The sequence below is a fragment of the Terriglobia bacterium genome (assembly GCA_020072815.1).
Taxonomy (GTDB): Bacteria; Acidobacteriota; Terriglobia; order Terriglobales; family Acidobacteriaceae; genus Angelobacter.
Genome location: JAIQGE010000024.1, coordinates 24801 through 51784 on the forward strand (window position 1 = coordinate 24801; position 26984 = coordinate 51784).

The 26984-nt window shown below is 59.6% G+C and carries 26 protein-coding genes and 1 tRNA gene; 11 read left to right on the forward strand and 16 right to left on the reverse strand.

Annotated features, from left to right (window positions below):
* The first annotated feature begins 344 nt into the window (after window positions 1-344).
* The gene (locus tag LAO20_22150; protein ID MBZ5534137.1) at window positions 345-713 is read left to right on the forward strand and encodes an HIT domain-containing protein; all 369 of its coding nucleotides are present in this window, start codon (window positions 345-347) and stop codon (window positions 711-713) included.
* Between the two features lie 376 nt (window positions 714-1089).
* A complete protein-coding gene (locus LAO20_22155) occupies window positions 1090-2118 on the forward strand; it encodes an IS110 family transposase (GenBank protein ID MBZ5534138.1) in 1029 nt (342 codons plus the stop codon).
* Window positions 2119-2566: 448 nt separating this feature from the next.
* Here the strand turns inward: LAO20_22155 and LAO20_22160 are convergent, their stop codons facing one another.
* Window positions 2567-4321, reverse strand: a complete 1755-nt coding sequence (locus tag LAO20_22160) for a CVNH domain-containing protein (protein MBZ5534139.1) — start codon at window positions 4319-4321, stop codon at window positions 2567-2569.
* A gap of 96 nt (window positions 4322-4417) precedes the next feature.
* Window positions 4418-6454 carry an NAD-dependent DNA ligase LigA gene (gene ligA, locus LAO20_22165; GenBank protein MBZ5534140.1) on the reverse strand — a complete coding sequence of 679 codons (2037 nt, stop codon included), beginning with the start codon at window positions 6452-6454 and terminating at the stop codon, window positions 4418-4420.
* Window positions 6455-6673: 219 nt separating this feature from the next.
* Here ligA and LAO20_22170 point away from each other — a divergent pair, with 219 nt between their 5' ends.
* The 4 genes from LAO20_22170 to LAO20_22185 all read left to right on the forward strand — a co-directional run bounded on the left by LAO20_22170 (window position 6674) and on the right by LAO20_22185 (window position 10903).
* Window positions 6674-7603 (forward strand): YegS/Rv2252/BmrU family lipid kinase, encoded by a 930-nt coding sequence (locus LAO20_22170; protein MBZ5534141.1) that lies wholly within the window; start codon window positions 6674-6676, stop codon window positions 7601-7603.
* Between the two features lie 198 nt (window positions 7604-7801).
* On the forward strand, window positions 7802-8899 hold the full coding sequence (locus LAO20_22175) for a metal-dependent hydrolase (GenBank protein MBZ5534142.1): 1098 nt from the start codon (window positions 7802-7804) through the stop codon (window positions 8897-8899).
* Window positions 8900-8960: 61 nt separating this feature from the next.
* Window positions 8961-9500: a hypothetical protein gene (locus LAO20_22180; GenBank protein MBZ5534143.1), complete on the forward strand. Its 540-nt coding sequence runs from the start codon at window positions 8961-8963 to the stop codon at window positions 9498-9500.
* A gap of 278 nt (window positions 9501-9778) precedes the next feature.
* Complete coding sequence (locus LAO20_22185; protein MBZ5534144.1) at window positions 9779-10903, forward strand: radical SAM protein; 1125 nt, start codon at window positions 9779-9781, stop codon at window positions 10901-10903.
* A 48-nt stretch (window positions 10904-10951) separates the two neighbouring features.
* Here LAO20_22185 and LAO20_22190 read toward each other — a convergent pair whose 3' ends face one another.
* Window positions 10952-11596, reverse strand: a complete 645-nt coding sequence (locus LAO20_22190) for a VTT domain-containing protein (GenBank protein ID MBZ5534145.1) — start codon at window positions 11594-11596, stop codon at window positions 10952-10954.
* A gap of 170 nt (window positions 11597-11766) precedes the next feature.
* Between LAO20_22190 and LAO20_22195 the strand changes: the two genes are divergently transcribed.
* The 4 genes from LAO20_22195 (at window position 11767) to LAO20_22210 (ending at window position 14503) form a co-directional block, all read left to right on the forward strand.
* Window positions 11767-12015, forward strand: a complete 249-nt coding sequence (locus tag LAO20_22195; GenBank protein ID MBZ5534146.1) for an acyl carrier protein — start codon at window positions 11767-11769, stop codon at window positions 12013-12015.
* Window positions 12016-12096: 81 nt separating this feature from the next.
* Entirely contained in the window at window positions 12097-12345 is a 249-nt protein-coding gene (gene acpP / locus LAO20_22200; GenBank protein MBZ5534147.1) for an acyl carrier protein, read from the forward strand.
* Between the two features lie 2 nt (window positions 12346-12347).
* Window positions 12348-13586 carry a beta-ketoacyl-ACP synthase II gene (gene fabF / locus LAO20_22205; GenBank protein ID MBZ5534148.1) on the forward strand — a complete coding sequence of 413 codons (1239 nt, stop codon included), beginning with the start codon at window positions 12348-12350 and terminating at the stop codon, window positions 13584-13586.
* Between the two features lie 92 nt (window positions 13587-13678).
* The gene (locus LAO20_22210; GenBank protein MBZ5534149.1) at window positions 13679-14503 is read left to right on the forward strand and encodes a M23 family metallopeptidase; all 825 of its coding nucleotides are present in this window, start codon (window positions 13679-13681) and stop codon (window positions 14501-14503) included.
* A gap of 72 nt (window positions 14504-14575) precedes the next feature.
* On the opposite strand, the gene LAO20_22215 is transcribed toward LAO20_22210, so the two are convergent.
* The 13 genes from LAO20_22215 to LAO20_22275 all read right to left on the reverse strand — a co-directional run bounded on the left by LAO20_22215 (window position 14576) and on the right by LAO20_22275 (window position 25500).
* Window positions 14576-15694, reverse strand: coding sequence for a PDZ domain-containing protein (locus LAO20_22215; GenBank protein ID MBZ5534150.1), 1119 nt, complete (start codon window positions 15692-15694; stop codon window positions 14576-14578).
* Between the two features lie 55 nt (window positions 15695-15749).
* A complete protein-coding gene (locus tag LAO20_22220) occupies window positions 15750-16883 on the reverse strand; it encodes a hypothetical protein (protein MBZ5534151.1) in 1134 nt (377 codons plus the stop codon).
* A 24-nt stretch (window positions 16884-16907) separates the two neighbouring features.
* Window positions 16908-17837 carry a hypothetical protein gene (locus LAO20_22225; protein ID MBZ5534152.1) on the reverse strand — a complete coding sequence of 310 codons (930 nt, stop codon included), beginning with the start codon at window positions 17835-17837 and terminating at the stop codon, window positions 16908-16910.
* A gap of 123 nt (window positions 17838-17960) precedes the next feature.
* Window positions 17961-18638, reverse strand: coding sequence for a sigma-70 family RNA polymerase sigma factor (locus LAO20_22230; GenBank protein ID MBZ5534153.1), 678 nt, complete (start codon window positions 18636-18638; stop codon window positions 17961-17963).
* Window positions 18639-18862: 224 nt separating this feature from the next.
* Window positions 18863-19864, reverse strand: coding sequence for a hypothetical protein (locus LAO20_22235; protein ID MBZ5534154.1), 1002 nt, complete (start codon window positions 19862-19864; stop codon window positions 18863-18865).
* A gap of 111 nt (window positions 19865-19975) precedes the next feature.
* A complete protein-coding gene (gene rplI, locus LAO20_22240) occupies window positions 19976-20428 on the reverse strand; it encodes a 50S ribosomal protein L9 (protein MBZ5534155.1) in 453 nt (150 codons plus the stop codon).
* Between the two features lie 140 nt (window positions 20429-20568).
* A complete protein-coding gene (rpsR, locus tag LAO20_22245) occupies window positions 20569-20904 on the reverse strand; it encodes a 30S ribosomal protein S18 (GenBank protein MBZ5534156.1) in 336 nt (111 codons plus the stop codon).
* A gap of 52 nt (window positions 20905-20956) precedes the next feature.
* Window positions 20957-21370 (reverse strand): 30S ribosomal protein S6, encoded by a 414-nt coding sequence (rpsF, locus tag LAO20_22250; GenBank protein ID MBZ5534157.1) that lies wholly within the window; start codon window positions 21368-21370, stop codon window positions 20957-20959.
* Between the two features lie 117 nt (window positions 21371-21487).
* Complete coding sequence (gene pth, locus LAO20_22255) at window positions 21488-22084, reverse strand: aminoacyl-tRNA hydrolase (protein ID MBZ5534158.1); 597 nt, start codon at window positions 22082-22084, stop codon at window positions 21488-21490.
* 5 nt (window positions 22085-22089) lie between these two features.
* Complete coding sequence (locus LAO20_22260; GenBank protein ID MBZ5534159.1) at window positions 22090-22791, reverse strand: 50S ribosomal protein L25; 702 nt, start codon at window positions 22789-22791, stop codon at window positions 22090-22092.
* A 33-nt stretch (window positions 22792-22824) separates the two neighbouring features.
* Complete coding sequence (locus LAO20_22265; GenBank protein MBZ5534160.1) at window positions 22825-23865, reverse strand: ribose-phosphate pyrophosphokinase; 1041 nt, start codon at window positions 23863-23865, stop codon at window positions 22825-22827.
* 300 nt (window positions 23866-24165) lie between these two features.
* A tRNA-Gln gene (locus tag LAO20_22270) sits at window positions 24166-24239 on the reverse strand.
* A 241-nt stretch (window positions 24240-24480) separates the two neighbouring features.
* Window positions 24481-25500 (reverse strand): 4-(cytidine 5'-diphospho)-2-C-methyl-D-erythritol kinase, encoded by a 1020-nt coding sequence (locus LAO20_22275; GenBank protein ID MBZ5534161.1) that lies wholly within the window; start codon window positions 25498-25500, stop codon window positions 24481-24483.
* Between the two features lie 257 nt (window positions 25501-25757).
* On the opposite strand from LAO20_22275, the gene LAO20_22280 reads away from it, so the two are divergent.
* Window positions 25758-26822: a hypothetical protein gene (locus LAO20_22280; GenBank protein ID MBZ5534162.1), complete on the forward strand. Its 1065-nt coding sequence runs from the start codon at window positions 25758-25760 to the stop codon at window positions 26820-26822.
* The last annotated feature ends 162 nt before the right edge of the window (window positions 26823-26984 follow it).

Sequence of the window (26984 nt, forward strand, 5' to 3'; positions counted from 1 at the left end):
ACGCCCCAAGGGAGTGTCAAACGCCGCAGGCCGCTAAAACCCGTTCTTCAGGCCTGTCCGTCTGGTATCTTTCCAGGGTCATGGACTTCCTGTTCACCCCCTGGCGCTACGCCTACGTCACCACCGCGGAGCAGGCCCAGGGCTGCCTGTTTTGCCGGGTTGTAGGCCACAAAAATGAGCAAGGCAAGACCGCCGACGCCAAAAAAGCCGAAGAGCGGACGACAGACGACGCGGGGAAAGATTCCGCCCGGACGGGCTCGGCCCAGAGTGGCGAAGGCCAGTCCCAAGCTCAGCCCGACGCTCCATCCCAGTCCGAATCCGCCGCCGAGTCCGACGCCAAGAACATGATCGTCCACCGCGGCCGGCACTGCTTCGTCATCCTGAACACCTTCCCCTACACCAGCGGACACGTCATGGTGGTCCCTTACCAGCACGTTGACCAGCTGCTCAAGCTGCCCGCTCCCGCCGCCCAGGAAATGATGGAGTTGACCCAGAAGATGGAAGGCATCCTGCGCGAGCTGTACCGCCCGGACGGCCTCAACCTGGGCATGAACCTTGGAAAAGCCGCCGGCGCCGGCGTGGCCGGCCACATCCACATGCATATCCTGCCACGATGGGTGGCCGACGCCAGCTTCATGAGCGTGGTGGGCGAAACGCGCATCCTGCCGGAAGATTTGGCGACGACGTACAGAAGAATCAGGGAAAAGTTCTAGCGATTGTCATCTTGAGCAAGCGCAAGGGAGCGTTAGCGACTGAGTGCGCGTCGAAAGATCCCGAGGATGTGTCCTCTGCCATGCCGCTACGGTGTGTTCTACCCCAATCGCATCTCTACTCTTCCGCGTGCGCGACAGTTTCCATTACAAGTTCTGGGTCTACATTCTCTCCGCCTGGTCTGGCATGCTCTATGTCGGGATCACTGGGTAAAACGCCCTGATCAGCATGGTGGAGTAAGCACCCTCGGGATCTTTCGACGCGCCCTCGCTTCCTGCGTCGCTCGGGCTTGCTTGATTTCATAACAACGACGGCTCCTAAGAGCGCCGAGTAAACTTGAGTTTGCAAAGACCAAGACTCGGACGAAAGGAGCCGCCAATGAAGATTATAGGCTGTGATTTCCATCCGAGTTTCCAGCAAATTGCGATGGTCGACACAGAAACAGGAGAACACACGGGACGGAGGCTGACCCGGGAGGAAGCGGCTGAGTTCTACCGCGGACTCTCTGGCCCGGTGATCGTAGGCATGGAAGCCTGCGGCAACACGCTGTGGTTGGAGCGTCTGCTGGCCGAACTAGGCCATGAGCTGCGGATGGGCGATGCCGCCAAGATCCGGGCCATGGAGGTGCGCAAGCAGAAGACCGACCGACGCGACGCCGAGTTGTTGTTAACGCTGTTAGTCGAAGGCCGGTTTCCCCAGGTGTGGGTGCCGGGCCTGGAGCAGCGGGACACACGGCAACTGCTGCTGCATCGGCAAAAACTGGTGAGTGTGCGCCGGCAGATCAAGAACCAACTGCAGCACCTGGCGCTGAACCAGGGAGTCCAGCAGAAGCGGAAGCTGTGGACGCAGAAAGGCCGCCAGCTGTTAGAGGAGTTGCCTTTGACGGGCTGGACGGCGCGGCGGCGTGCCGATGATCTGCAGCTGCTGGAGCAGTTGAATCGCAGCATCGCGGAACTGGATACGGCGGTCGAGCAGGCCGCGGCCCAGGACGGGATCGCGCGACTGCTCCAGACCCATCCCGGAGTCGGACCGATCACGGCTCTGGCCTTTGGGTTGACGCTAGGCAGGGTCGACCGTTTTGCTCACAGCAAGCAAGTAGTCAGCTATCTGGGATTGAATCCAGCCGAGCACTCCAGCGGCGGCCGGCAACGGCTGGGGAGTATCAGCAAGCAAGGCAATCCCATGCTACGCAGTTTGTTGGTGGAAGCGGGCCAGAGCGCGGCCCGTCTGGTTCCGGAATTAAAGCGCGCCTATCAGCGGCTCAAACACAGAAAGCATGCGGGAGTCGCCAAGGTCATGGTAGCGCGCAAACTGGCGGTGCGGCTGTACTGGATATGGCGAACACAACAGCCTTACTCCGCCACTCGCATGCAGGGTAGCCCGAGTCATCTTGTGGGGGAAGGTTAACCCCGGTCGCTTGAATGGGCGCCCTGCCTCCCAGAAAAGTCTGGGAGTTCGAAGACAAGAATCATGGTCGGTGGAACTGACCGCATAGATGATTGGTGGAGCGTAACGCTTCCACCGGTGATTCACCAAGAAACGCGAGCCTTGGTCTTATGCAGAAAAAGCAATTCCCTCGAGAGCGAAATGGCGCTTCTCTAACACCCGTGGCGTCGACGCTCTCGTTTACCCTTGACACCGCCGTCGTTGTTATAGACAAGATGACAATTTCATGGAATTGTTACTTCCAATCCGCGTCATCCGCGTTAATCAGCGGTAAGGTTTCTTCTCAGATCGGCGAAATCACTTCAGCTCCCTAAAATCCTCTTCCCTGAACTCCGTCATCGCTTTTGCGTCCGTCTTCGGTTGCGCACGGCGGAGGCGGAGAAAGCGTTGAATGCGATTCGCGCGCTCGCTACCATACTACGTACTTAAAGGTATCGCCGTCAGTGTTGGCCTTAATGAAGAATGAGTTCCGGACGCAATTGTCAATCAGCGGATTGTCCTGGCCTTCGCAAGCCTGCATGAGCGGATCGACGATCACCACTTTGAACGAGTGGCCATTGACCCAGCCGTTGTGTCCGATGAGGTTGATCGTGTCCGGATCCGCGGGCTGCCCGTTCTCATCAAATGGGCACGATCCGTCTTCGGCATACTGCGTCTTCATTCGCGCTGACAGCCAATAGCCGGCGGCGGGCAAGTTGAGATCAAGAAGATATACGCTGATGCTTCGGTGCTTGCCGACCCGGTCCACGTCGCTATTGCAATTGTTGACCTCAAGCTTGGCGTACCCCACCGGCGAGGGCGGCCCCGGCGGAGGCGGACCAGCCGGGCAGCGGAGAACGCCGTTGTAGTTCTCAATCCTTCCTGCGCAGGTCTGATAGTTTGCCAGGGTCGTAGGCAGCCAGTTCCCTTGCGGTGTTTCGCACAGGGCCTTGAGAACGGTCCCTGCCACCACAATGTTCCGGCAGCTCTTCAGGTAGGACCCTGCAGGCTCAGGTCCATTGCCTTTGGGGCAGGTCAGAAACCCGTGGATGTTGGCGATGTCGCCGGTGCATCCGCGCACGTCGAGGCTTGAGGTTTGCGCCAGGACTCGAGTGGAGCCGGTGACGCAGCTCGCCGTCAACGTAAAATCAGTCATTGCTATGTTGCTGCATGACTGGCGATACGACCCCTGTGGCGGAGGCTGGTTCCCAAACGTACACACCAGCGTTCCGCCGTGGTTCTCAATGGAGCCGGGCAGGCAATGGGAAAATTGCGTGAGTTGCGCCGTTGCCATGCCACCGCCGGCGGTCTTGCAATGGGCATTCACGGTGTCGCCGCTGACCCACATATCGCTACAAGTTTGCTGATAGGAACCGCCGGGCAGCGGTAATTTGTTGCACGTGAGCGCCCCGTTGAAATTGAAAATATCGCCCAAACACCACCCGAACATGTCAATGGCCCCGGGAAACCAGCCACCAGACCCATTCGGGCAAGACGCGTGCAGCACGGTCCCGTCAACCCATATGTCACGACAACTTCCCATGTAGGAACCGCGGGGTGTGGCGCCGCCGAGGTTGCAGTGGAGCTGTCCATCCTGGTTCTGGATATCGCCGCGGCATCGCGAGATGTCGGGGATCGTGCTTGAAACCCAGCCGCCATTGCGGTTCTGACAATTGGCGTGCAAGGTCTGGTTGTCGAGCCAGATATCACGACAGCTCGCAGTATAGGAACCGCCGGGTGGTGTTGCTCCGCGGTCGCACCGGAGCTGGCCTTCCTGGTTTTGGATGTCGCCGCGGCATTGCGAAATATTGGGCAGAACGCTGGTAATCCAGACGCCACCACGGTTCTGACAACTCGCGTGCAACGTCCCGTTTTCCAGCCAGACATCACGGCAGCTTCTGGTGTAGGAGCCTCCAGGAGGGGCCGCGCCGCGATTGCATCTGAGTTGGCCATCTTGATTCTGAATGTCGCCGATGCACTGGTGATAATTGGGTAGTGACGTATTGGGCCAGTTACCGCTGCGTGTGCGGCATTGAGCGGAGAGCGTGCCCCCGTTGGCGCTCATGTTGCGGCAGCTCTGTTGATAAGACCCGCCCGGAAGATTGTCGGCCAGGCACTGCTGCGCGGCTACGGCCAGCAGGATTGCGATGAAAAAGGCAAAAAGCAGAATCGGGCTGCGGCGCATCTAGCTCTCCTTTTTTTTGACCCATCTCCGGACCGCTTCAGGATTTGCGAAGCTGGCCGGCGCCAGTGGCGATTGTACGCTCCTGGAGTGGAACGCTCATCCTTTGACCAGCCCCTCCATCTCCTTCTCCCCAATCACCTTCACACCCAGCTCGCGCGCCTTGTCCAGCTTCGACCCCGGATCGTCGCCGGCAACCACGTAGTCCGTCTTCTTGCTCACCGAGCCCGACACTTTTCCGCCGGCGTCTTCAATCAGCTTTTTGGCGGCGTCGCGCGAGTAGTTGGCCAGCGTGCCAGTGAGCACAAACGTCTTGCCCGCCAGCGCCGTGCCGCGGACGCGTTTCTTGCCGGTCAAGGTCAAGCCATGGTCTTTGAGTCGCTTCACCAGCGCGCGATTGCGCGGTTCGGCAAAGAATTCGTGGATACTTTCCGCAATGCGCGGACCAACTTCATCCACTTCCTGCAATTCGTCAACCGACGCGCCCATGATCGCGTCCATCGCCCCAAAGTGTTCGGCCAGAAATTCGGCGGTGCGCTCACCCACAAAGCGTATGCCCAGCCCGTAAATCACGCGCTCCAGCGGCAGCTTGCGCGAGGCTTCAATTTCCGCCAGCAGGTTCTCGGCGGACTTATCGCCGATGCGCTCCAGCGTGAGCAGCTTTTCCTTGTTCAGGTCGTAAATGTCAGCGATGTCTTTCACCAGCTTGCTGTCGCACAGCTGGTTGACCAGCGATTCGCCCATGCCTTCAATGTTCATCACCGAGCGCGCGGCAAAATGCAGGATGCTCTCCCGCAACTTGGCCGGACACGCCGTGTTCACGCAGCGATGGTCGGCCTCGCCTTCCACCCGCACCACATGCCCGCCGCACTCCGGACAGCGTTCCGGCATGTGGAACTTCCTGGTGCCGCGCGGATGGTCTTTGTCCTCGATCACCTGCACCACTTTGGGAATCACGTCGCCGCCGCGCTCCACCGTGACCCAGTCGCCAATCTTCACGCCCAGGCGCTCAATCTCGTCCATGTTGTGCAGCGTGGACCGGCTCACCGTGGTACCGCCAATCGAAACCGGTTTGAGCAACGCCAATGGCGTGAGCTTACCGGTGCGTCCCACGTTCACCACGATGTCTTCGATTTTTGTGACGCCGCTGCGCGCCGCGTACTTGTACGCGATGGCCCAGCGCGGAGCTTTCCCGGTAAAGCCCAGCCGCTCCTGCGTACGCATGGAGTTCACTTTGATCACGATGCCGTCAATTTCGTATGGCAGCTTTTCCCGCAACTGCTCGCCCTTGGCGATGAACGCCAGGACTTCGTCCAGGTTGCGGGCCAGCGTGTGGTACTTGTTCACTTTGAAGCCCGCGGCGTGCATGGCCTTGAGCGCGTCAGACTGCTGGTCAGGAAAATACTTGCCGTTCACCAGCAGGAAGTACACGTACAGATCCAAGCGGCGCTGCGCCACAATATTCGGCTCCAGCACGCGGATGGTCCCCGCCGCGGCGTTGCGCGGGTTGGCGAAGGTGGCCAGCCCTTGCGCTTCGCGGTCTTTGTTCATGCGCTCAAACGAAGCCAGCGGCATAATGATTTCGCCGCGCACTTCAAAATCCGGTGGTATGCCCGCCTTCTTCAGCGCGGCCGCTTCAATCGTCAGCGGCACGGTGCGCATGGTGCGGACGTTGCTGGTCACGTCTTCGCCGACGGAGCCGTCGCCGCGCGTGACGCCCGAGCGCATCCGCCCATCGCGATAGGTCAGCGCCAGCGACATGCCGTCCATCTTGAACTCGCAAACGTACTCGATCTTGTCGCTGCCGGCCAGCTCGCGCACGCGGCGGTCCCAGTCGCGCAACTCTTCTTCGCTGTAAGCGTTGTCCAGTGACAGCATGGGCCGCGAGTGCTCGACTTTGACGAAGCCTTCGCGCGGCTTGCCGCCTACCCGCTGCGTCGGCGAATCCGGCGTGACCAGCTCCGGGTGCGCGGCTTCCAGGCGCTTCAGCTCCTGCATCATCAGGTCGAAATCCGCGTCGCTGATCTCCGGCGCGTCCAGGACGTAATACAGGTGCTCGTGGCGGCGGATCTCCACGCGCAGCTTCTCAATCTTCTTTTCGAGGTCTTTGGCCTTGGATTTGGCGGCGGTAGCCATGCGAACAGATTATATTGTCTGCGCGCTTTCCATGGCGTACAGCTTGTTTGCGATACTGTCCAGCAGCTTGAAGCGTTGCAGCAAGGAATCGGCGAAGAAGCGAAGTCCCAAAACCTTTTGAAACACGGAGGGAAGGAGGACGCGGAGGAAATTAGAATCGCGTACAAAATCCTCCGCTGCCTCCGTTCCTCCGTGTTTCAAGACTTTTAAGCGACAGGCATGCAGAAAATATTTCTTCTCTACAACCCGGCGTCCGGCACCCGGCGCGAAGCCCGCACCCAGCAGATCGTCAAGATCGCTGAAGTCTTTCGCTCCGCCGGCGTTGAGCTGGAAACCTGCGCCACCGCCCACGCCGGCAGCGCCACAGCGCAAGCGCAGACCGCCGCGGCTGGCGGGTTTGACACCATCATCGTATGCGGTGGCGACGGCACCGTGAATGAAGCCATGAACGGCCTGGTGGTCAGCGGTTCGCAGGCCGCGCTGGGCGTGGTCCCTTTGGGCAGCGGCAACCTGCTGGCCACCGACCTGCGTCTCCCAACCAACCCCGTGGCCGCGGCGAATGCTCTTCTCCGTTACACTCCGCGCGAAATTCATCCCGGATTTATTACTTCGCAGAGCAAGAACGGCACGCAGCGGCGCAACTTTATTGTCGCCGCCGGCGTGGGCGCAGACGCCGAACTCATGTACCGCACCGCCGTGGAGTCCAAGCAGCGCTTCGGCCGCATGGCGTACTTCATGGAGATGGCGCGCATGACCCGCTACGGCAAGTTCCCCATGTTCCACGTGGAATGGCAGGACGAAAGCGGCCAGACGCTGCACGACGAAGTCTCCCTGGTGATGGCCATCCGAGCCACCAGGTTTCCTGGCCTGCTGCGCTTCGTGAACCTGGAATCGGCCATCACTCGCGACGATTTCCGCCTGCTGCTCTTCCGCACCAACAAAGTCCGCCACTTCCTCAACTATTTTTACAGCGTGGCCAGCGGACGCAACTGGAACGTTCCTCAGGTGACCGTGGTGTTCTCCCGCCGGGTCCGGTGCAGCAGTCCCATGGCGAACGATATCCACTGCGAAGCCGACGGCGAATCGCTCGGACGCCTTCCCGTGGAAGTCGGCATTGAAGAGAAGACTTTCAGGTTGTTGATGCCGTGAGGGAGCAAATAGCAGCTAGCAAATAGCAGTCAGCAAAATCCAAGACCTTTGAAACACGGAGGAACTGAGGTAGCGGAGGATTTTGGAGGAAGATTTCACAATCCTCCGTTTCCTCCCTTCCTCCGTGTTTCAAAGATTTTTGGATTTTTGGATGGCTTGCTGAATGCTGATTGCTGATTGCTGACTGCTCTGAATACAATGTCGGATTCACCCCGGAGGCTAAAGCAACTGGACCCTCTCACCCACATCCTCACCGGAGCCTGTCTCAGCCGCGCCGGCCTGAACCGCACGACCGGTTTGGCCACGCTCACGCTGGTCCTGGCCGCCGAGGCCCCGGACGTGGACATCCTCAGCGTCTTCGGCGGCTCGGTCTCTTACTTTCAGCATCACCGCGGTTTCACCCACACGCTGCTCGGCGCGCCCTTTGTCGCCGGGCTTGCACTGGCCATCGCCTATGGCATCCATCGCCTGCTGCGGCTTCGCGGCGGCGGAACCAAGGTTCCGGTCAAATGGAAACTGCTGTATCTTTACGCGCTGCTTGCCGTGCTGCTGCATATTCTGCAGGACTTCACCAACAGCTACGGCGTGCGGCCGTTTGCTCCATTCAACCCAAAGTGGTTTTCCTGGGACATCGTTTCTCTCATCGATCCGGTCATGCTGGCCGCGCTGTTTCTGGGGCTCGCCGTCCCCGGCATGCTGGGTCTGATCACCGATGAAGTGGGCGCCAAGAAGCAGCCTTTTCGCGGACGGGGCGGGGCCATCTTTGCCCTGGTCTGTCTTATCGCCGTGATCTTCGCGCGCGACCTGGGCCATCGCCGCGCGCTCACCGCTCTGCAATCGGTGAATTATCGCGGCGAGGACGCGCTGCGCATCTCCGCCTTCGCCCCGCGCATGAGCTTGAATCCGTTTGCCTGGAACGGCGTGGTTGAGACCCAGAACTTTTTCGGCGTGCTGCCGGTGAACTCTCATTCCGGAGAAATTGATTCGCAAGGCTCCATGATGGTGTATTACAAGCCGGAGGAAACGCCGGTGACACTGGCCGCCAAGAAATCCAGGCTGGGCCGCGTCTTTCTCGACTGGGCGCAATACCCCGTGGTCGCCACCGAGCGCCTTCCCGGCGACGCTGGCTATCAAGTCCAGTTTGTTGATCTGCGTTTCACATCGCCGGACGCGGTTCGCGGGCAAGCGCCGCCCCTGGCCGGCTACCTGACGCTGGATCCGCGGCTCAACGTGCTGGACATGTCATTGGGCCGTCCGCTGGTCCGCGACAAGGGGCCCGCTGGAAGCCGTCCTTGACTGGGGTGCTTGACGCTGGACAGCCCAAGCCCTCAGAATACTTGCTGCTGAGGTGTCTCAAATGCTCGCTTACCTGTTTGTGGTCATTGCCGTTGCCGTGCGCGCCCTGGCTGGTACAGGGACCTTTGCCACCCATGGATTTACTCCCGTGGGAGCGGCGCTTCTATTCTTCGGGTCGCGCATGCCGCGCAAACAGTTTTGGGCGCCGGTAGCGCTCTTGATAGCTTCTGATTTGTATCTGAATTTCAAGGTCTATCAGTTCCCCTTCACCTGGGACCAGACAGTGGTCTGGGCCTGGTACGTGGGCGCGTGCTTCCTGGGAGTTCTGCTGCACAACCGGGTGAAGCCGCTTTATGTCGGAGGCGCTGCGCTGGGCAGCTCCGTCTCATTTTTTCTGATCACCAACTTCGCGGTCTGGGCTGCCGGCTACATTGGTTATCCTAAGACCCTGGCGGGATTGGCCGCGTGCTACACGGCCGCCCTGCCGTTCTTCCGGCCGGGAGTTGTGTCTGACCTGATGTTCTCGGCAGTCTTCTTCGGATTGCCGGCGCTGGTGGCCTACGCCACTCGTTCGACAGATAGCGAAACCGCCCGGATCTGAACGCCGTTCACAGTCTTTCTTGCCCCACTCGTCTAGGCCGGTGGGGTGCGTCTCAACGTTAAAAAGTTTATTAGGTTTTTTAACCGCAGGCCCGTTCTCCGCGTGTCTCAGGGGCAGTTCTAATCTTTCCCGCCAAGCCTTCAAGTAATTTGTTTTCTTTGGGTTAGTTCATTTTGCCCCGTCCGCCGCCCATCCCCATCCAAATCACTGATTGGGGACAAAGCCCCATCCGAAGTACCATGCTCCTAACGATTTAAGCTTTGCAGGTTTGACGGACCATGGAAAACAAAATTGATTTAAACACAACTCCACTTATTGTGGTGTGGGAGACCACCACGCCACCCGCGAGCGAGCGCCCGCCGAGCCCGTTGGCGTCCTCAGAACTAACTGACCCCGAGGCGGAACAACTCATCCGCGAAATTGGGGAACTCGGTCCCCGCGTTTTTGTATTTACCGGAGACCCGCTCAAGCGGCCAGGAATCCTCAGTTTTGTTCGCTACGCGGTTTCGTGCCACTTGCACCCCAACATGCTGATCACCGCCAGCCGGTCGCTGACCGGCAAAAGCATCGCGGCACTCAAGTCTGCAGGATTATCGCGGCTGGGTTTGACTCTGGATGGCTCCACGCCTGAGCTTCACGACAGCCGGTGCGGGATAGAAGGATCGTTTGATCGCACCCTCCAAGCCATCCAATGGGCCACGGATTGTCACATCCCGGTGCAGATCCAGACTACGGCGACCCGGCAGAACTGGAATGACCTTGAAGGCATCGCTGCCATCCTGAAGAACTTCCGGCTGATCGCTTGGAGCGTCTCGTTCCCAGTGGCCGTGCCAGGCGAACAGGAGCAAGTGGAAGATGGGCCTTCGCCGGAGGAATTTGAAGAAATTTTTGCCCGGCTTTACGCTCTGGCCCAGCAAGTGCCTTTCAAGATCAAGACGGTTGAAGCCCAGCACTACCGCCGCTTTGTGTTGCAGGAGCGGACCAAGGCCCGCAAGGTAAGCATAGAACACGCCGATAATATCTTTCGGGAAGAAGGCGTCCCCGGTGTGTTGCCCGTCAATGAAACCAGAGAATCGGTGTTCGTCACTAGTTCAGGGGAGGTTTTCGCCAGCAGTTGCATGCCGGTTTCCGCGGGCAACGTGCGTCACCAGAAGCTGGCGGAGATTTACCGGAACTCGCTGCTGTTCAAGTCCCTGCGCGATCCTTCCTTGCTCACCGGCAAGTGCGGCCGCTGCGAGTTCAAGGAAATCTGCGGCGGCTCGCGCGCCCGCTCCTGGGCGATTGCCGGCGACATGTTTGGTGAGGACTCCTGCTGCGCCTACCTGCCCGGACAGCGCCCTCGAAGCAACGCCACCGTCGCTTCGGAACCTGACATCGCGGGAGAGCCGGCGGTTTCCGCTTAGTCTTACGGATAAGCCTCCAGCCGGGACCAGCCGCAACGCGGTCCCGGCTTAATTCCGGGTTCCTTCCGAGTGCTTCATCTCTTCAGCTACTTCTTTCACTGGCTGGCGCAGCAGGCGAAACAGCAGGTAAACCAGCCCGGCCACCACAACAACCGCCACAATTGCCAGCCACAGATGGTTCTTGAACAGGTTTTTCACCTGCCCCACAATCTGCGGACCAAAAAACACAGTCAGCACAGACAGCACGCCAAAGCGCACCAGACGGCCAGCAATAATGGCCGCAAGAAAATTCACCACCTTCATCTCAAATACGCCGGCTGAGAGCACAAACAGCTTGAAAGGCGTAGGCGGAGGCAGGGTAGCCGGAATCATCAAGGCCAGAAACTCCTGGCGTTCAAAGCGGTCGCGTATGCGCTGCAGGCGGCCCGGATCCATGCGCTTGAGCAGGATGAGCTCTCCGCCGGCCCGGCCAATGCCGTAAGGAATCAGGCTGCCCAGGGCCGATCCCACCGCCCCGGCAATGCAATAAAGCCATGCCCGGTGAGGGTTGGCATAGACGTAGCCCGCCACCAGGGGGTCCATGGGGACGCCGAAAAGGGAAGCGTCAATGCCTGCCAGCAGAAAAACGCCCCACGCTCCCAGCGCTTTCAGGGCGGTAAGCCAGCTAAGATATTTGACGAGGAACCCGCGCATGGAAGGCTGGCATCCATTGTATGCGACCCCAGGCCCGGGAAAGAAGGTCTGGGGCTGCCAGGCGGCCCGCGCTTGCGCCTTTCGCGGGACATGGTAGAGTTGGGTGCGGCCCTTTACACAACATTTTTCCAACAATTACACTAAGCGGTTTACCGTTGTGAGGAGATTCCATGCCGTCGGTTGAGGACCGGGTGACCCAGATTATCGTCGACCAGCTTGGGGTCGAGCCCGAGGAGGTCAAGCCCAAGGCGTCGTTTGCCGACGATCTGGGCGCTGACTCCCTGGACCGCGTGGAATTGATCATGGCCTTTGAAGAAAGTTTTGGGATGGAAATCCCGGACAGCGACGCGGAAAAGATCGTCACCGTCCAGGACGCGGTTGCTTACATTCAACGGAATGCGAAGTCAGTAAAACAGTGATCCCTTGCCGTCCGGGACGCACAGCAGCAGAAATCACGCAGAAGAAATTACGCAGCAGAAATCACAAGGAGACGCGATTCTATGGCATCAGCAGTCGAAGAGAAGGTAAAGCAGATTATCGTGGAGCAGCTCGGAGTGGATGAGGGCGAAGTCACGCAGAACGCCTCATTCGTGGATGACCTCGGCGCCGACTCGCTGGATACCGTGGAGCTGGTCATGGCCTTCGAGGAAGCCTTTGATATTGAGATCCCGGACGAAGACGCGGAAAAGATCCGCACGGTCAAAGACGCCATCGAGTACATTGACAAGCACGCGAAAGGCGGGAAGTAACGTTGGCCAGGCGTGTCGTCGTAACAGGGTTGGGCATGATTTGCGCTGTGGGCAACACCAGCCCTGAGGTATGGAAGAACATCCTTGCCGGCAAGAGCGGAGTCAGTAGAATCACCCACTTTGACCCCAGTCCCTTTGCCTGCCAGATTGCCGCCGAAGTAAAGAACTTTGATCCCCTGAACTTCATTGAAAAAAAGGAAGTAAAGAAGATGGGCCGCTTCATCCACCTGGCGCTGGCCGCCACCGATGAAGCCATGAAGATGTCAGGGCTTCAGGTGACCCCGGAGATCTCCAGCCGCGTAGGTGTGCACATAGGCTCCGGCGTGGGCGGCTTTGATGTGATTGAACGTGAGCACGAAGCTCTGCTTACCGGGGGGCCGCGCAAGATCTCGCCTTTTTTTATTCCCGCCGCCATCGTCAATCTGGCGGCCGGGCACGTCAGCATCCGCTATGGGGCCAAGGGTCCCAATGAAGCCACAGCCACCGCCTGTACCACCAGCGCCCACGCCATCGGCGACGCGTATGAGATCATCCAGCGCTCTGATGCTGAGGCCATGATCGCCGGCGGCAGTGAAGCGGCCATCACTCGCATGGGCGTGGGAGGCTTCGGGGCCATGCGCGCTCTTTCCACGCGCAATGACGAGCCGGAAAAGGCCAGCCGTCCTTGGGACGCCGGGCGTGACGGCTTCGTCATCGGCGAAGGCGCCGGGATCGTCATCCTGGAGGAGCTGGAATTTGCCCGCAAGCGCGGAGCGCCCATCCTCTCCGAGATCATCGGTTACGGCATGAGCGCGGACGCCTTCCACATTACCCAGCCGGCTGAGGACGGAGAAGGCGGCTACCGCGTGATGATGAACGCCATTCATGACGCCAAGATCACGCCCGCCGACGTGGGCTACGTGAACGCCCACGGCACTTCCACGCCCATCGGCGACGCGCTGGAAACCTTGGCCATCAAGCGCACGTTCGGAGAGGGCACCAAGATCGCCGTGAGTTCCACCAAGTCCATGACCGGACACCTGCTGGGCGGTGCCGGCGGCCTGGAAGCCGGCATTACCATTCTGGCCTTGCGCGACCAGGTTCTTCCTCCTACCATCAACCAGGAAACTCCTGATCCCAAGTGCGACCTGGATTACGTGCCGAACACCGCGCGCAAAGCGTCGTTCGATATCGCGCTGTCGAATTCCTTCGGCTTCGGCGGCACCAACGGGTCGTTGATTTTCCGTCGCTGGACGGAGTGAGCAGGCTTCCGCCCCTGAAAAAACAACCAATCATGCGCTCTCGCTCCCCCCAATTTGCGCGTTCTCTTCTGACACTAATATTCCTCCTTCCCTTGTGCGCGGAGGCCCAATCCCCTGCCTGGAGAGTCACCCTGGAGCCTCTCCGCCCCGTCAACGGCTCGCCGGTGCTGTTTCGCGTGACGCCGCCGGCGGCGCTGACGTCGCTGCAAGCGACGTGGCTCGGGCACAAACTCCGGTTCCGCTTCAATGCGAAATGCAAATGCTGGTACGCTCTGGGGGGCGTAGAACTGTCCACCAAGCCCGGCAAATACCCGCTTCACCTGGAAGGCGACAGCGCCACCAACCACAGCTTGGCCTTCAGCCATGACGTGCTGGTCAGGGCCGCTCACTACCCTTCCACGGCTTTGAAAGTGGCGCCAGGCTTCGTTGAGCCTCCCAAGGAGATCCAACCGCGCCTGGAGGAAGAAGCGGCGCTCAAGAAGCGCGTCTTCGCGGAGACTACGCAGGAGTCGGTTTGGTCCGGCAGTTTTGTTGCTCCCACGCAAACCGACCCCACCGGAGTCTTTGGCGCGGGGCGCGTGTTCAATGGCAAATTGCGCAACCAGCATCAAGGACTCGACTTCCACGCCAACACCGGCACGCCCGTGCATGCCACCAACAGCGGCAAAGTGCTTCTGGCCCGCAGTCTTTATTTCGAAGGTAACTGCGTCGCCCTGGATCACGGCGACGGATTGATCACCCTGTACATGCACCTCTCGGAGTTCAAGGTCAAAGAGGGTGACGCGGTAGAGAAAGGCCAGCTTCTGGGACTGAGTGGCGGCACTGGCCGTGCCACCGCGCCGCATCTTCATTTTGGCGTGCGCTGGCAGGGCACGTATCTTGATCCTGCGACTCTGCTCAAACTGCACGCCCCGTAAGAAGCAGCGCCAACAAGAAAGCGTGGCTGGTTAGGCCACGCTTTGCTTGAGGAGGCACGGGGGCAGAAAGAGCTAGATCAACGCGTCAACATATCTTTTGATTTCTATCTTCAGCTCTTGTTGCATGAGCTTTTCCGTCCGGCGGAGTTCGTTGCGCGCGTCGCGAAAAGCCCGGCGCATTTCCGGCTGCTGGCTTCTGACCGCGGCCAGCGCGCTGCGCAACTGTGCCCGCAGCTCCCTGCCGGGGAAGACCAGGTTATGCGACTCTGACGGCTCGTCAGGATCGGCCACCGAATCCTCGATGATGCTGTCAATATTGCCTTCCAGCAGTTCCATGTCATCGAAATCAAGGTAGAGCTTGGAGGAGTCTTTGGCGCCGTGTTGCGGCACTTCTACCGTGACCGTTTGCTCGTGCTTGTCACGGACAATGCCCAGATTGATCTTGCCGGCTTCGCGGTGGCTGCGCAGTATGCGCGACAGGTCGGAGCGGTCCGTAAGCTTTTCGTTTTCCGCTTTCACGATCACGTCACCGGCTTTGATCCCCGCTTTTTCCGCCGCGCTGCCTTTTTCCACGCTGCGCACCAGGATGCCTTCGCCGTTCTTCACGCCAAAGTATTCACCCAGCTGCCGGGTCAAGCCTTCCGTCTGGATGCCCAGGATCCGTGAATAGCTTTGCATCACGATCACGTTAGGGACGCCGAACGCATTGGGCATCTCCGGTATCCGCGGCACGACTGGCCAGCTCGGATGGCTCTCCGCTACAACCTTGCTGCGATCGGCCAGTTGGGCGCTGATCTTCATGATGTTGCCGTCGCGGCTCACGTTCAGCGTCACGGTGCGTCCCGGCGGCGTTTCTTTGATCATGCGCCGAAGCTGTTCCTCGCTTTCAATGCGCGCGCCGTTGAAATCCAGAATGACGTCATGTTCTTTCAAGCCGGCTTTCCCCGCGGGCGCGTCCTGGTCCACCATGGTGACCTCTACGCCGCGTTCTTCCTTGAGCTTCAGCGGCCCAACGCGGTCCGCCGTGATGTCCCGGATGTCCACGCCCAGGTACGACCGGCCTTGCGCGGCTGCGCCCAGCAGGACTTCCATGTTCTTGCTTTGCATTTCCGGCTGTTCTTCCGGGCCGGCGGACGCGGCGGGCAGGGCCAGCCCGGCGAGCAGGAGCGTTGTTGCTAATGTTTTGATCATTGGAGCATTCCCCCAATCCAAGAATTATCGGGACGTCTGTAGGACGTTCCGGAAGTTATTCATTCTTTGCCATCCGTTTGAGCTCGATATTTCCCGTGGTGGTGTGGACGTGCAGCAGAGGTCCTCCGCCGTTCAAATTGCCTTTGGCGAACATGGAGCGCGGGCCAAACCGCTCTTTGGGTTTGTCAATCTTGAGTTCAGAAAACTCGCTGGTGATGCCGGATCCGCGTGCCGTGTCCACGGTGGCCACAATGGTCACGCCCAGGCCGTCCGGCACGTACACAATAATGTCGCCCATCTTGGTTTCCAGCCGGGAATCGCTGAAGATTTTCACGCCCGGGGCGAGCGTCGCCACAATCGGTCCGCTGCCTGTCTCTGCCCGCAAACCTCCGTGGATCACGCCCACTCTGATCTTGCCACCGCTGGTTTCGATCTGCGCCGGGCCTCCCGACTCGGTGACTTCAACGGCGCCGCCGCCGGTTTCCGCCTTGATGCCGCCATCACATTTGGTCACGCTGATGGAGCCGGCCCCGGTGCTTAAGGTCATGACTTTGGCCGCTCCGATGTTCAAGTTGCCGCCGCCCGAACTGGCTCGTACTTTCCCGCCCGCTGAGGCAATGCGAATATTGCCGGCCACGGTATTCGCGTCCACATCATGGCCCACGCGGCCAATATCAATGCCCCCGCCGGCGCTGGACACCGAAACACCGCCGCCAATCTGGTCCAGTTGGATGTTGCCCCCGCCGGTGCTGGCGATCACTTTGCCCTCAATCCCGTTGGCGGAAACCGCCCCGCCCTGGGTCTCCAGTTTGACCACCGCGGTTTGCAGCGGAACGTGGACTTCAAAATCAATGTAGCCCTGCCGGGTGCCTTCGCAGTCCGCGCGCAGGATGGCGCCTTCCGCGGAATTGAACGTGCTGAACTTCAGGCGCTTGAATTCGGCGCGCGCTGCGGCTTCCGAGCCGGCATAGACGTGTTCGCGGATCACGTAGCTGATGCTCAGCTGATTTCCGCCCTGCACCCTAATGGCCCCGGCCGTGGAGCGCACGCGTACGATCTTGTTGGCCGGCAAAGTGCCTTTGATTTCCTGGATCCACTCATTGCCGGAGCGATGGATGGGCTTCTGCGCCCCTGCAGCCACACTGGCCGTCAAGAAAAGGGCCGCGAGTTGTAAGTACTTCGTCGACATTTCGATTTTGTCTGTGTCGCTTTCTTAGTCCAGATTCGGGGTGCTGGCGATATACCGCTGCGCCTGGCCGCGGATCGACGCATTCTGGTCATTCAGCAACCCGTGCAACACGTCGCGAACGCTGCTGTCCGCTTTCACCGGGTCCAGCAGGCTGATCGCCTCCTGGCGGACGCCGGGATTCGAGTCATACCGCAGCGCTTCCAGTACGGCATCGCGCACGCGGCGGTCGTCGCGCACGTAGCCTTTGAGCGCGTCCAGGGCCTGGAGCCGCACGCCCGCATTGTCGTCATAGTGTAACCGGGAGATCAGTGCATCGCGCACGTCATCGTCTTGTGTACGGCTTTTCAGAATTCCCATGGCCACCAGCCGTACATCAATGTTGTTGCTGTTTTGCGCCGCCATCAGCAGTGATTGCATCTGGGGATCGTCCGCCGTCCCTTCATACACCTGTGGCCGCAGGGTGTCATATTTCACTTGAACTCGGTTGGAATTGGGCTGCTGGACGATAGACTCAAAGCCGGCGATGCTGGCTTCTTGGGGCAGGATCGAAGTGCCTGTTCCGGTGGGGGCCTCGGGGTGGTTGGCTATGCGCCATGTGGTAAGCACCCCGCCAGTAAAGCCGATCATCAGCAGCGCCACGGTCAGCGCCGGAGCCAGTTTGAGCTGGTGCATCCATCCGGCAACGTCAAAGACGAACATGCCCCAGCCGCCGCGCGCCTGTTCGGCGTGTTCCAGCTCTTCCTGCAGCTTCATGCGGCTTGCGGCCAGCAGGTTGGGAGAGACCTCCTGGACCGGAAACGCCGCCATGTCCTTCTTGAACGCTTGCGCCTGCTCCACTTCCTTGCGGCAACCCAGGCAATGGTTCACGTGATGCTCAAACTCGTATTTCGCGTCGTCCCCCAGTTCGTCATACATGTAGAGGACAACGTTTTCTTTTACCCATTCGCAGTTCATAAAAACCTCAGCACTTAGCAAATAGCACTTAGCAACTGGCAACTAGCACTTAGCTCAAATCCCAATTCTTTGTTCACCAGGCTGCCTGCATCTTCTAAACAAAAGCTAGTTGCTAGCTGCTAGCTACTTACTTCTCATCGGCGCCAATACGCCTCTTAGCTTCTGCGTCGCCCGGAAGAGCGTGTTCTTGGCCGTTTCTTCCGTGGTATTGAGCATCTCGCCGATGGTGCGCAGGCGCAGCCCCTGGTAATGCTTTAATTCAAAAACCATGCGTTCCCGCGGCGTCAGCCGGGTAAGCGCTGCCGCGATCTTCGCGCCCAGCTCTCGCCGCATCAGGTCGCGTTCCGGATTCGCGCCGGCGCGGTCGTCAGACACGCGGTCCAGCAAATCCATTTCCTGTCCGCTCGAATCGGTCACCACCGCGGAATCTTCTTTGCGCGTCTGCCGCTTGCGCAGATGGTCCAAGCACAGGTTGGTGACGATGCGGTAAATCCACGTGTAAAAGGAACATTCAAACCGGAAATTGCCGATGTGGCGATACGCCTTGAGGAACGCTTCCTGGTAAATGTCGCGCGCGTCGGCTTCCGAGCCGGTCAGGTGCAGCGCCAGACGGAGCACGGCCTGATCATACTGGCGGACCAGTGCTTCGAAAGCGGCGCAGTCGCCCCGCTGAGCGGAGCGAATCAGCTCGCTGTCGTGAACGCGGCTTAGGGGTTGACTCACCATTGCTCCGGAGGAATGTGAGCTCCGTTTACCGTTCGCGCCAACCGCTCCTTTCCACAGTGCAGTTTCGGCCGGCATCTGTTTTAGTGTCCCTGTAATCCTCTCTGCTTGCAATTACTTGGACGCGCCAAAACACGAGACGTAAGCTGAGGTTATCCCATTTTCGAACAGTTTTAAAAGGGGCCGCCGCAGGCAGCCGAATCTTGCCCGGGCAGGGGTGCAAAACCGCCCAGATGCCCGACCGGATAGGAAATATCGGGTATGGACGTGTAGCGGGTAGGTCTCCCGCCCGGTACCGCTGCTCAGTCTTTCGTTAAGATCGCAGAGACCGTCGGCGTTGCTTTTCCCAGTCGCGAATCCCCGGAAATCGAATGGAAGAAGCGGGTTGTCTTTGCTGAAAATCCAGCCTCGTACGCAATTTCCAGCATATCGTCCACCGTGGAAGAATCCTCCGGATCGCGGGTCCTCTGGCTTCTGATCAACAGAATCCCGCCGGAGCGCAGCAGGGTGAATGCATTGACGATTCCTGCCCTGAGCTCCACCTTGTCGACAAGTTGCAGGCCGGAGCAGAAGATCACATCCACAGTGCCGGGTGCTGACACAACGAACCTGTTGGTTGCGAAGAGGATACCATCCTCTTGCGGAACAAAGAACCCGTTGTTCATGTAGACGGCCATCGAGTCTTTCGTCATCAACGTGCTTGCGAAACTGATCAAGAAGGCGGCGATGAAGCAGCCCTTGGTGACAGGCACGTAAACGAAAGGGCGACCCTGGGCCAGGGCATTGAGGTGTTCCCGCACGAGAAACTTTCCCTGCAGTCCCGGGCCGTAATCAATGACGATTCTGGAGTGCGACACCGGGGGCAAATCATAGCTGTGCTGGTTCGCGTCAAAGAGAAGAGTGTCGTTCATCAGGGTGGTTGAGGCTGCATGCGAGGACCAACCCGGGGAAATCATAATATCGGCAGCGCAGGCGCATGCTGCCTGCATTTCAAACGCCGCCAGTCCTTTCCGCCAGGCTGCGGGCGACTCTTTAAGAATGGCGCGCAAGGCAGGTTGAAACGTGCCCTCGCTGTAACTGTGTTCGCCAAATAGCTCGCCGAGCTTGGCATCTTCAAAATTCCCAGGGTGTAAGCGTGCGACTTCATCATGGCTGCACACTGCCAGGGCGCAGGGGAATATGTACTTTTGAAAATTCTCGAGCGTCGCAAACTCACGCGGCGCGCCCAAGAGCTCGCATATATCTTCCACTGTAACTTGATCTTCAGGGCACCTGGGCGGTCTTTTCCAAGGCGTGTCGAACATGGCCGGTCATCATACGCCGGCGGTCTTTGCGAATGCCAGGCAATTGGGGAAGGTAACAAAAACAGAAAAGGCTCTGGGCTTGAACCCAGAGCCTGCGTGTGGTGTGAAAAGTTACGCTTCGGCTTCCTTCGCTACTGATACTTTCACCTTGCTGGTGACGTCGCGATGCAGGCGGATGGGAACTTCAAAGTCGCCGATGCTCTTGAGTGGCTCGTCCAGCTGGATCTTGCGGCGGTCAATATTGAAGCCTTGGCGTTCCAGCGCTTCCGCAATGTCTGACGAGGTGACCGATCCGAACAGGTGGTCTTTTTCGCCGGCCTTGCGGTGGAAAGAGAGGCTCACGGCCTCCAGTTGCTTGGCCAGGGCTTCCGAATCGGCCTTCTCCACGGCGGTGCGGCGCACGGCGGACGACTTCATCTGCTCGATCACAGCTTTGTTGCCGGAGGTGGCCTCAATGGCCAGCTTGCGCGGCAGCAGGTAATTGCGGCCATATCCCTCGGCAACTTTCACCACGTCGCCGCGGTGGCCCAGCTTAGGAACATCTTCTTTAAGAATGACTTCCATGACAGATCTCCAGTAAAGAATCTCGTTGTACTACTAGCCGATGATTCTTGCAGCCTGTGACGACCATTGCGCCGTCCGAACCACCGCGCTCCAATTCTTGCCTTCCTCCGTGCCTCTGTGTTTCCGTGGTAGGGTTTGCTCTACCGCGCGGCGAAAGGCAGCAGGGCGATGTTACGGGCCCTCTTGATGGCCGCCGTCAGCCGCCGCTGATGGGGCGTGCACACTCCGGTCAACCGACGCGGCACAATCTTGCCGCGTTCCGCCACGAACTGCCCCAGCAGACGCACGTCCTTGTAGTTGATGTCGTCAATCTTTTCGACGCAGAACCTGCAAACCTTCTTGCGCCGGAAGAACTTGCGTCCGCCTTCGCGGGGGCCGCCGGGGCCTCGATCGGGCCGGTCCGGACGGTCCGGGCGGCCGCCCGATGGTGGCCGGGATGGTGGTGCGGAACTCTCTTGTCGTTGCTCGTCAGCCATAACTCTCCTTGAGTCCAGCGCGTGTCATGCAGCGCCGGAAAATGTTTTGCTGTTACGCGTTGATCGCGGGGGTCTCGCCTTGCGCAGCGCCTGGCGCTTCCGCGGCAGCCGGCGGCGGAGTGGGAGCGCGCTTGGCGTGCTCGGCGCGGTGCTTCTTCACTTTGTCCAGCCGCTGCTGCTCTTCGTCGGTGCGCACGGTCAGGAATTTCAGCACCTGCTCGGTGACGCGCAGGCGGCGCTCCAGTTCGTGGATGGCCTTGCCGTCAGAACTCAGCGTAAACAGCACGTACTGGCCGTCCTGGCACTTGTTCACGTCATAGGCCAGGCGCCGTTTCCCCATCTTCTCCACGTTCTGTACGGTTGCCCCCGCCGTGGTGGCGTGGCCAGACATCGTGGCAATCAGTTTGTCCAGATCCTCTTCCAGCACTTCCGGACGCACGATAAACATTACTTCGTAGGTTCTCATTTCATCTCCAATTCTGTCGCTGCGCTCCACACCGCCGCCGAGCTTCATTGACCTCAAGCTCTTTTCAGCTTTCGAAGCGCGCCGCTCAGCACGCTAGTCGGCTTCGCGGCGTCAAATTCAACTTTCTTCCGCCGGATCTTCCGGCTTGTTCTTGCGATTAAACCGGTTCATGGCGATGAGGATTCCTTCGCTCAAAGCCACGTTCACCGCTTGCGCCGTCAGGTCCAGCGCTTCATCCACCGCAACCATCTGCGATTTGCGGAACGGCGCGAGTATGTACTTCGCCCCGCCTTTTCTCGGATCGTCAGGCGCAACACCGATCCTGATCCTGGCCAGTTCTTCAGTCTGCAGCGCGTCAATGATGGACTGCATTCCGTTGTGCCCGGCCGACGACCCTCGCGCCCGTACGCGGATCATCCCCAGAGGAAGGTCCAGCTCGTCATAAATCACGATCAGGTCCTTCTCCGGCTCCACTTCATACTTCCTGACCAGCTCCAGGACCGACATGCCGCTCAGGTTCATGTAGGTTTCCGGCTTGGCCAGCAGAATCTCTTCATTGCCGATCCTGCTGCGCGCCGTCAGCGCCTTACAATGCCGGTTGTCCACCATTACGCCGCATTGCTCGGCGATGCGGTCTACCGCGAGAAAGCCGATATTGTGCGGCGTGAACTGGTATTCGATACCGGGATTTCCCAGCCCGACGATCAGCTTCACTCGGTCTACTTCTTCGCCGGCGCGGCGGGTTCAGCGCCTTCCTCTTCCGTCTCCTGCTTGCCCTTCTTGATGACTTCCGGTTCAGCAGGCGCGGCCGTCGCAGCTTCCGCAGCGGCTTCCGGCGTCGCCACAACTTCCTCTTTCACTGAGGCGATGTGGGCCACGGCCTGGGTCGCGTCCGTGATGTACTTCAGCTTGCCGCCGTTGTCCGCCAAATCGGACACGCGCAGCACCACGCCAAACACCAACTCGGTTACGTCGGCATCTATGTGGCCGGGAATATCGGCGGGCAGGCACTCAACTTCCACTTCGCGCAGAATCTGGTCCAGGATTCCGCCCTGGGTCTTCACGCCGGCAGCTTCGCCGACCAGGTGGATGGGCACGCTGACCCGGATCTTCTGGTCCATGGCGATCCGCTTCAGGTCTATGTGCAGCAGCTTGCCTTTGATGGGCTCCAGCTGCCAGTCCACGATCATGGCTTTGGTCTTTTCGCCGCCGACCTGGAGATCAAAAATGGTGTTGTGGCCGGTGTCCGAGTGCAGGATCCGCGAGATTTGCTTGGGGTCCACACTGACGGCGACGGTATCTTTCTTGGCGCCGTACACCACGGCCGGGATGCGGCCGCTGACGCGCAGACGGCGGGCTTCATTCTTGCCTCGCGAACTGTCCGGCCTTGCCTGGGTTTCAACTAGTTCTGATGAACTCATTTTTTGTTTCCTTCTTCTCCGCTTCCACCGGCGTTACAAAAACAGCGTGCTGACGGAAGTTTCTTCATGGATTGACTGGATCGCGCGGCCCAGCAGGCCGGCGATGGACAGAACTTTGATCTTGGGTTCAGCTTTGCCCGCTTCCGTAAGCGGAATGGTGTTGGTCACCACCACCTGCTCCAGACGCGATTTGGAAATCCGCTCAATCGCCTGCCCGGAAAGCACGGGATGCGACGCGCAGGCAAAAACTTTGGTGGCGCCGGCGTTCAGCAGCGCTTCCGCGGTCTTGACCAGGGTGCCCGCCGTGTCAATGATGTCGTCAATGATCAAGCAGGTGCGCCCTTTCACGTCGCCGATTACGTGCATCACTTCGGCCACGTTCATGTCCGTGCGGCGTTTGTCCACAATGGCCAGCGCGGCGTCAACTTTCTTGGCAAAGAAGCGGGCGCGCTCCACGCCGCCGGCATCGGGCGAGACCACGGTCAGGCTGGGCAGCTCCATCTTCTTGAAGTAATCCACCAGCACCGGCGAAGCAAACAGGTGGTCCACCGGGATGTTGAAGAACCCCTGGATCTGCGGCGCGTGCAGGTCCACCACCAGCGCGCGGTGCGCTCCCACCGTGGTGAGCAGGTCCGCGACAACTTTGGACGACACCGGAACGCGCGGTTTATCTTTGCGGTCCTGGCGCGCATAGCCGTAGTAGGGAATCACCGTGGTGATGCGCCGGGCCGAGGCTCGCTTGAGCGCGTCCACCAGCAACAGCAACTCCATCAGATGCTCATCCACCGGGAAACAGGTGGGCTGGACCACGAACACGTCCGCGCCGCGCACGTTCTCTTGAATATGGATGTAGGCCTCGCCATCGGAGAAGCGGGTGACCGTGGCCTTGCCCCGTTCAATCCCCAGGAAGGCGCAAATCTCGTCCGTCAGCGCTTCATTGGCGGTGCCGCAGAAGATCTTGAACTTGCTGTCATCGGAACGCGGACGCGTCCGGCTCTCAGTCTTGGGCTGAGTTTGCTGGGCCTTTGCAGGCTTGCTCTCGGTCTTTTCCGGTGGTGTGATTGTCGTTGCCATAGTGATCACCCGTTCGAAGCTGGTTGGCTTACAACGGATCTTGTCGCGGACTCTTTGCCTTCAAGGGCTCCGCCGCAAGCGGCTTCGCCTTCGGCTGTGGCTCGCGCGTCATCGGCGCTCGCCTCGCCTCACCCCCACAAGAGCCCAGGAACTGCCTCACTCGCCCATAACATTACTTCGACTGCAAAGAACGCTGTCTTCGTCCCCGTCGTCTTTCATGCTCTTCGCCAATCCGTTCGGCCCGACTTTCCGATCACGTGCGATGACGGCGATCACGCGCGATTCCGGCGATCTCAAAACTGGCTGGGCCGCTAGGATTCGAACCTAGACAAAGTGCTCCAAAGGCACTTGACCTACCATTAGTCGACGGCCCAACTTCACTTCAAGGGCTCCGTCGCATAGCGACTTCGCCCTCGCCTCAGGTTCGCGCGATCCAGCGCTCACCGTTCGGCTCACCCCTTCAAGGGCTCTGCCACTCGGGCGGCTTTGCCCTCGGCTCGGGTTCGCGCGATTAAGGCGCTCACCACTCGCCTCACCCCATTTCGCCGACGCCCAATTGTCAATTTTGGCAATTCCGGAGATTTTGGCAATCTCTTCCTGAGTCTATCCCGGTTCTTACTTCCTTGAGAAAATTTCCTTCCAATATTGTGCGCGCGGCAACGTCACTGTAGCCTGTGCAGGAATATCGTTGTCCTGCAACAACTTAACGGCCTTGACTGCCGCCTCTTTCCCCAGGAAAAGCCCGTACACCGTGGACCCCGAGCCGGACAGCGACACGTACCTGGCCCCGGAACGCTCCAAGACACGTTTGACCTCGCGCAGAGCAGGATATTTAGGAAAAACGACACTTTCAAAGTCGTTTTCTATCCCGGTACGGACAAGGTCGAGAAGCAGTGCCTCGGCCCGGTCCCGGCCTTTGCCTGGGACACCGGTTGGGGAAAAACTACCGCCATTCAGCCATCCATAAACCGATTGACTGAATAAATCTATTTTATCGGAGCCTTCGTTGCTGGTCAATTCGACGCCCGTCAATTTGGGGCCCGTCAATTTTCCGCCGCCGGACGCCTTGCCCGCCCGCTTGTCCCAGTCGGCGAAGGCCGCTGGAGTCGAGACTCCGGTTGACGACGTAGCGATCACGCAATGCATCGCCGGCAAGTCTTCCAGGGCGTACACCTGTTCGCCCCGGCCCGTTCCCAGCACCGTCCCGCCGATCAGAAACAGCGGCAGATCAGAGCCAACCTCGGCCGTAATGCGCATGCGGTCTTCCGGCGGCAGAGGACGCTTTAACTCTTTTTCCAGTCCCAGCAGGGTCGCCACGGCGTTGGACGACGCCGCGCCCAGCCCGCCCTGCACCGGCAGGTTCTTTTCGATGGTGATGCGGACCTTGCCCCGCGTCTTCAGCGTGCGGAGCACGCGGTCAGCCACGCGCCAGCAGGTGTTCGACTCGTCGTCCGGCACGCGGGGGTCTTTGCAATGGATCTCAATCCCCACGCCGCGGCCCACGTCCACCCGCACCAGGTCAGAAAGCCCGATGGTCTGGTAGATGGTGCGCAGCTCGTGGTAGCCATCTTTACGAAGGTGGCCGATTCGCAATCCGATATTGATTTTGGCAAAGGAACGGACGATTGTGGGCATACCGATGATGGAATGATAAACGACAGTGCGGCTTTTTTTTGAAATCCCGCAGCCGAGCTTCAGAAGTTCGCCCTGAATGCGCGGGGCTCCGCAACGCGAAACCGAAGCCGGCGAGCGCGGGTGGACCGCTGTGAAATAAACCGCTGTGAAATAAGAAGAAGTTGATGGCCAAAAGGCAATTTGGGAGAAGAGCCGAATTACGAGAACCAGTACAGTCCCAGGGTACTTTACAACTAAGGAGAAACCGAGGAACCGCCATGAAAACGAAGATTTGGTGCTCAATTGCGCTGGTTGTCGCCGGTCTGGCGCTGCCCCTGTGGGCCCAGAATTTCCCGGCGGCGAAGGGCGATGATGGACCCGTTGCGTCCTTCGGAAAGTTCTGGATCCTGATAGATCCTCCCTATCAAGCCATGTTTGCCGGCTGTCCTTTGTACAACCCGGCAACCCATGTCCTGGAAAGCCCAACGCTCTACGACAACATTACGACAGTGATCGGGCGCAGTGTGCCCATCAAAGAGGGCTCGCCCCAGGACAATGGTGGGGTTCCAGTTGGTTCCGCCAATACTCCGGTGAGAGATGCGGGCATGGTGGTGCCGCCCAGTTTCACCCCGATCGCCCCAAATTCGCACGAAGTCCACACCGAACTCCGCCACCTGAACATGGAGACGTGGCCCCCCGTCCCACCAGCGAACCAGGCACGTGTGCGGGCTGGCGTCTGCTACAACGGCACCGCGTGCTCGTCGCCGCCGCCGCCGAACCGGATCAGCCGGGGGGAAGTCGTATCCAACCACGCCCCTGCGGGCACAGCGCCGGATTTTCCGGCCCGCAGCTACTTCAATGTCTTCGCGCAGATCGACATTCCCGCTTGCCCGGGCTCGACCTTCCCCGGCGCGACGGTGTACAACAAAGCTCCGCTGCTCGTCCACACCCCTAGCATCGCTGGTTTCCCTCCGTCCGGGGTTGTTTATATGCACGACAGCAGCAGCGCCGTGCCGGTATTCCTAAAACACGGGCTGAAATGGGAGCATGGGAAGCGGCGGCTTGGCTGCGTCATTCTCGCCGGGCATGGAATCATTCCGACCTTCCACAGGGCAGCAACGCTAGACGAGGCGCCGCCAGCGACGCAAGTCTCGTTCCAGAAGGGACAGGCCGCGCCACCGAGGGAGTACGAGCGGGAACAGAAGATAAGGCCGCCGGAAAAGCACGAGGTGGAGAAAGAAGCCGAAAAATTCCAAGAGCATATGAAGCGCGAGCACGATCGTGAAGGCGGCCACCATCGTGACTGCGGCCCCGCAGGCAGGGATGACGACAAGGATGACTGAAGACATTTCGCGGGACAGCGATTCATCCATCAACTGAAACACAGGACTTCGTCATTCTCCTTGGCCCACCTCTCGTTTGACCGTGCGAGAGGTGGGCACTTTTTCCACAGAACTGTTCCCCATACAATCAGTCGAAGCAAGACTCCGCGCTGTTAGGCTGCG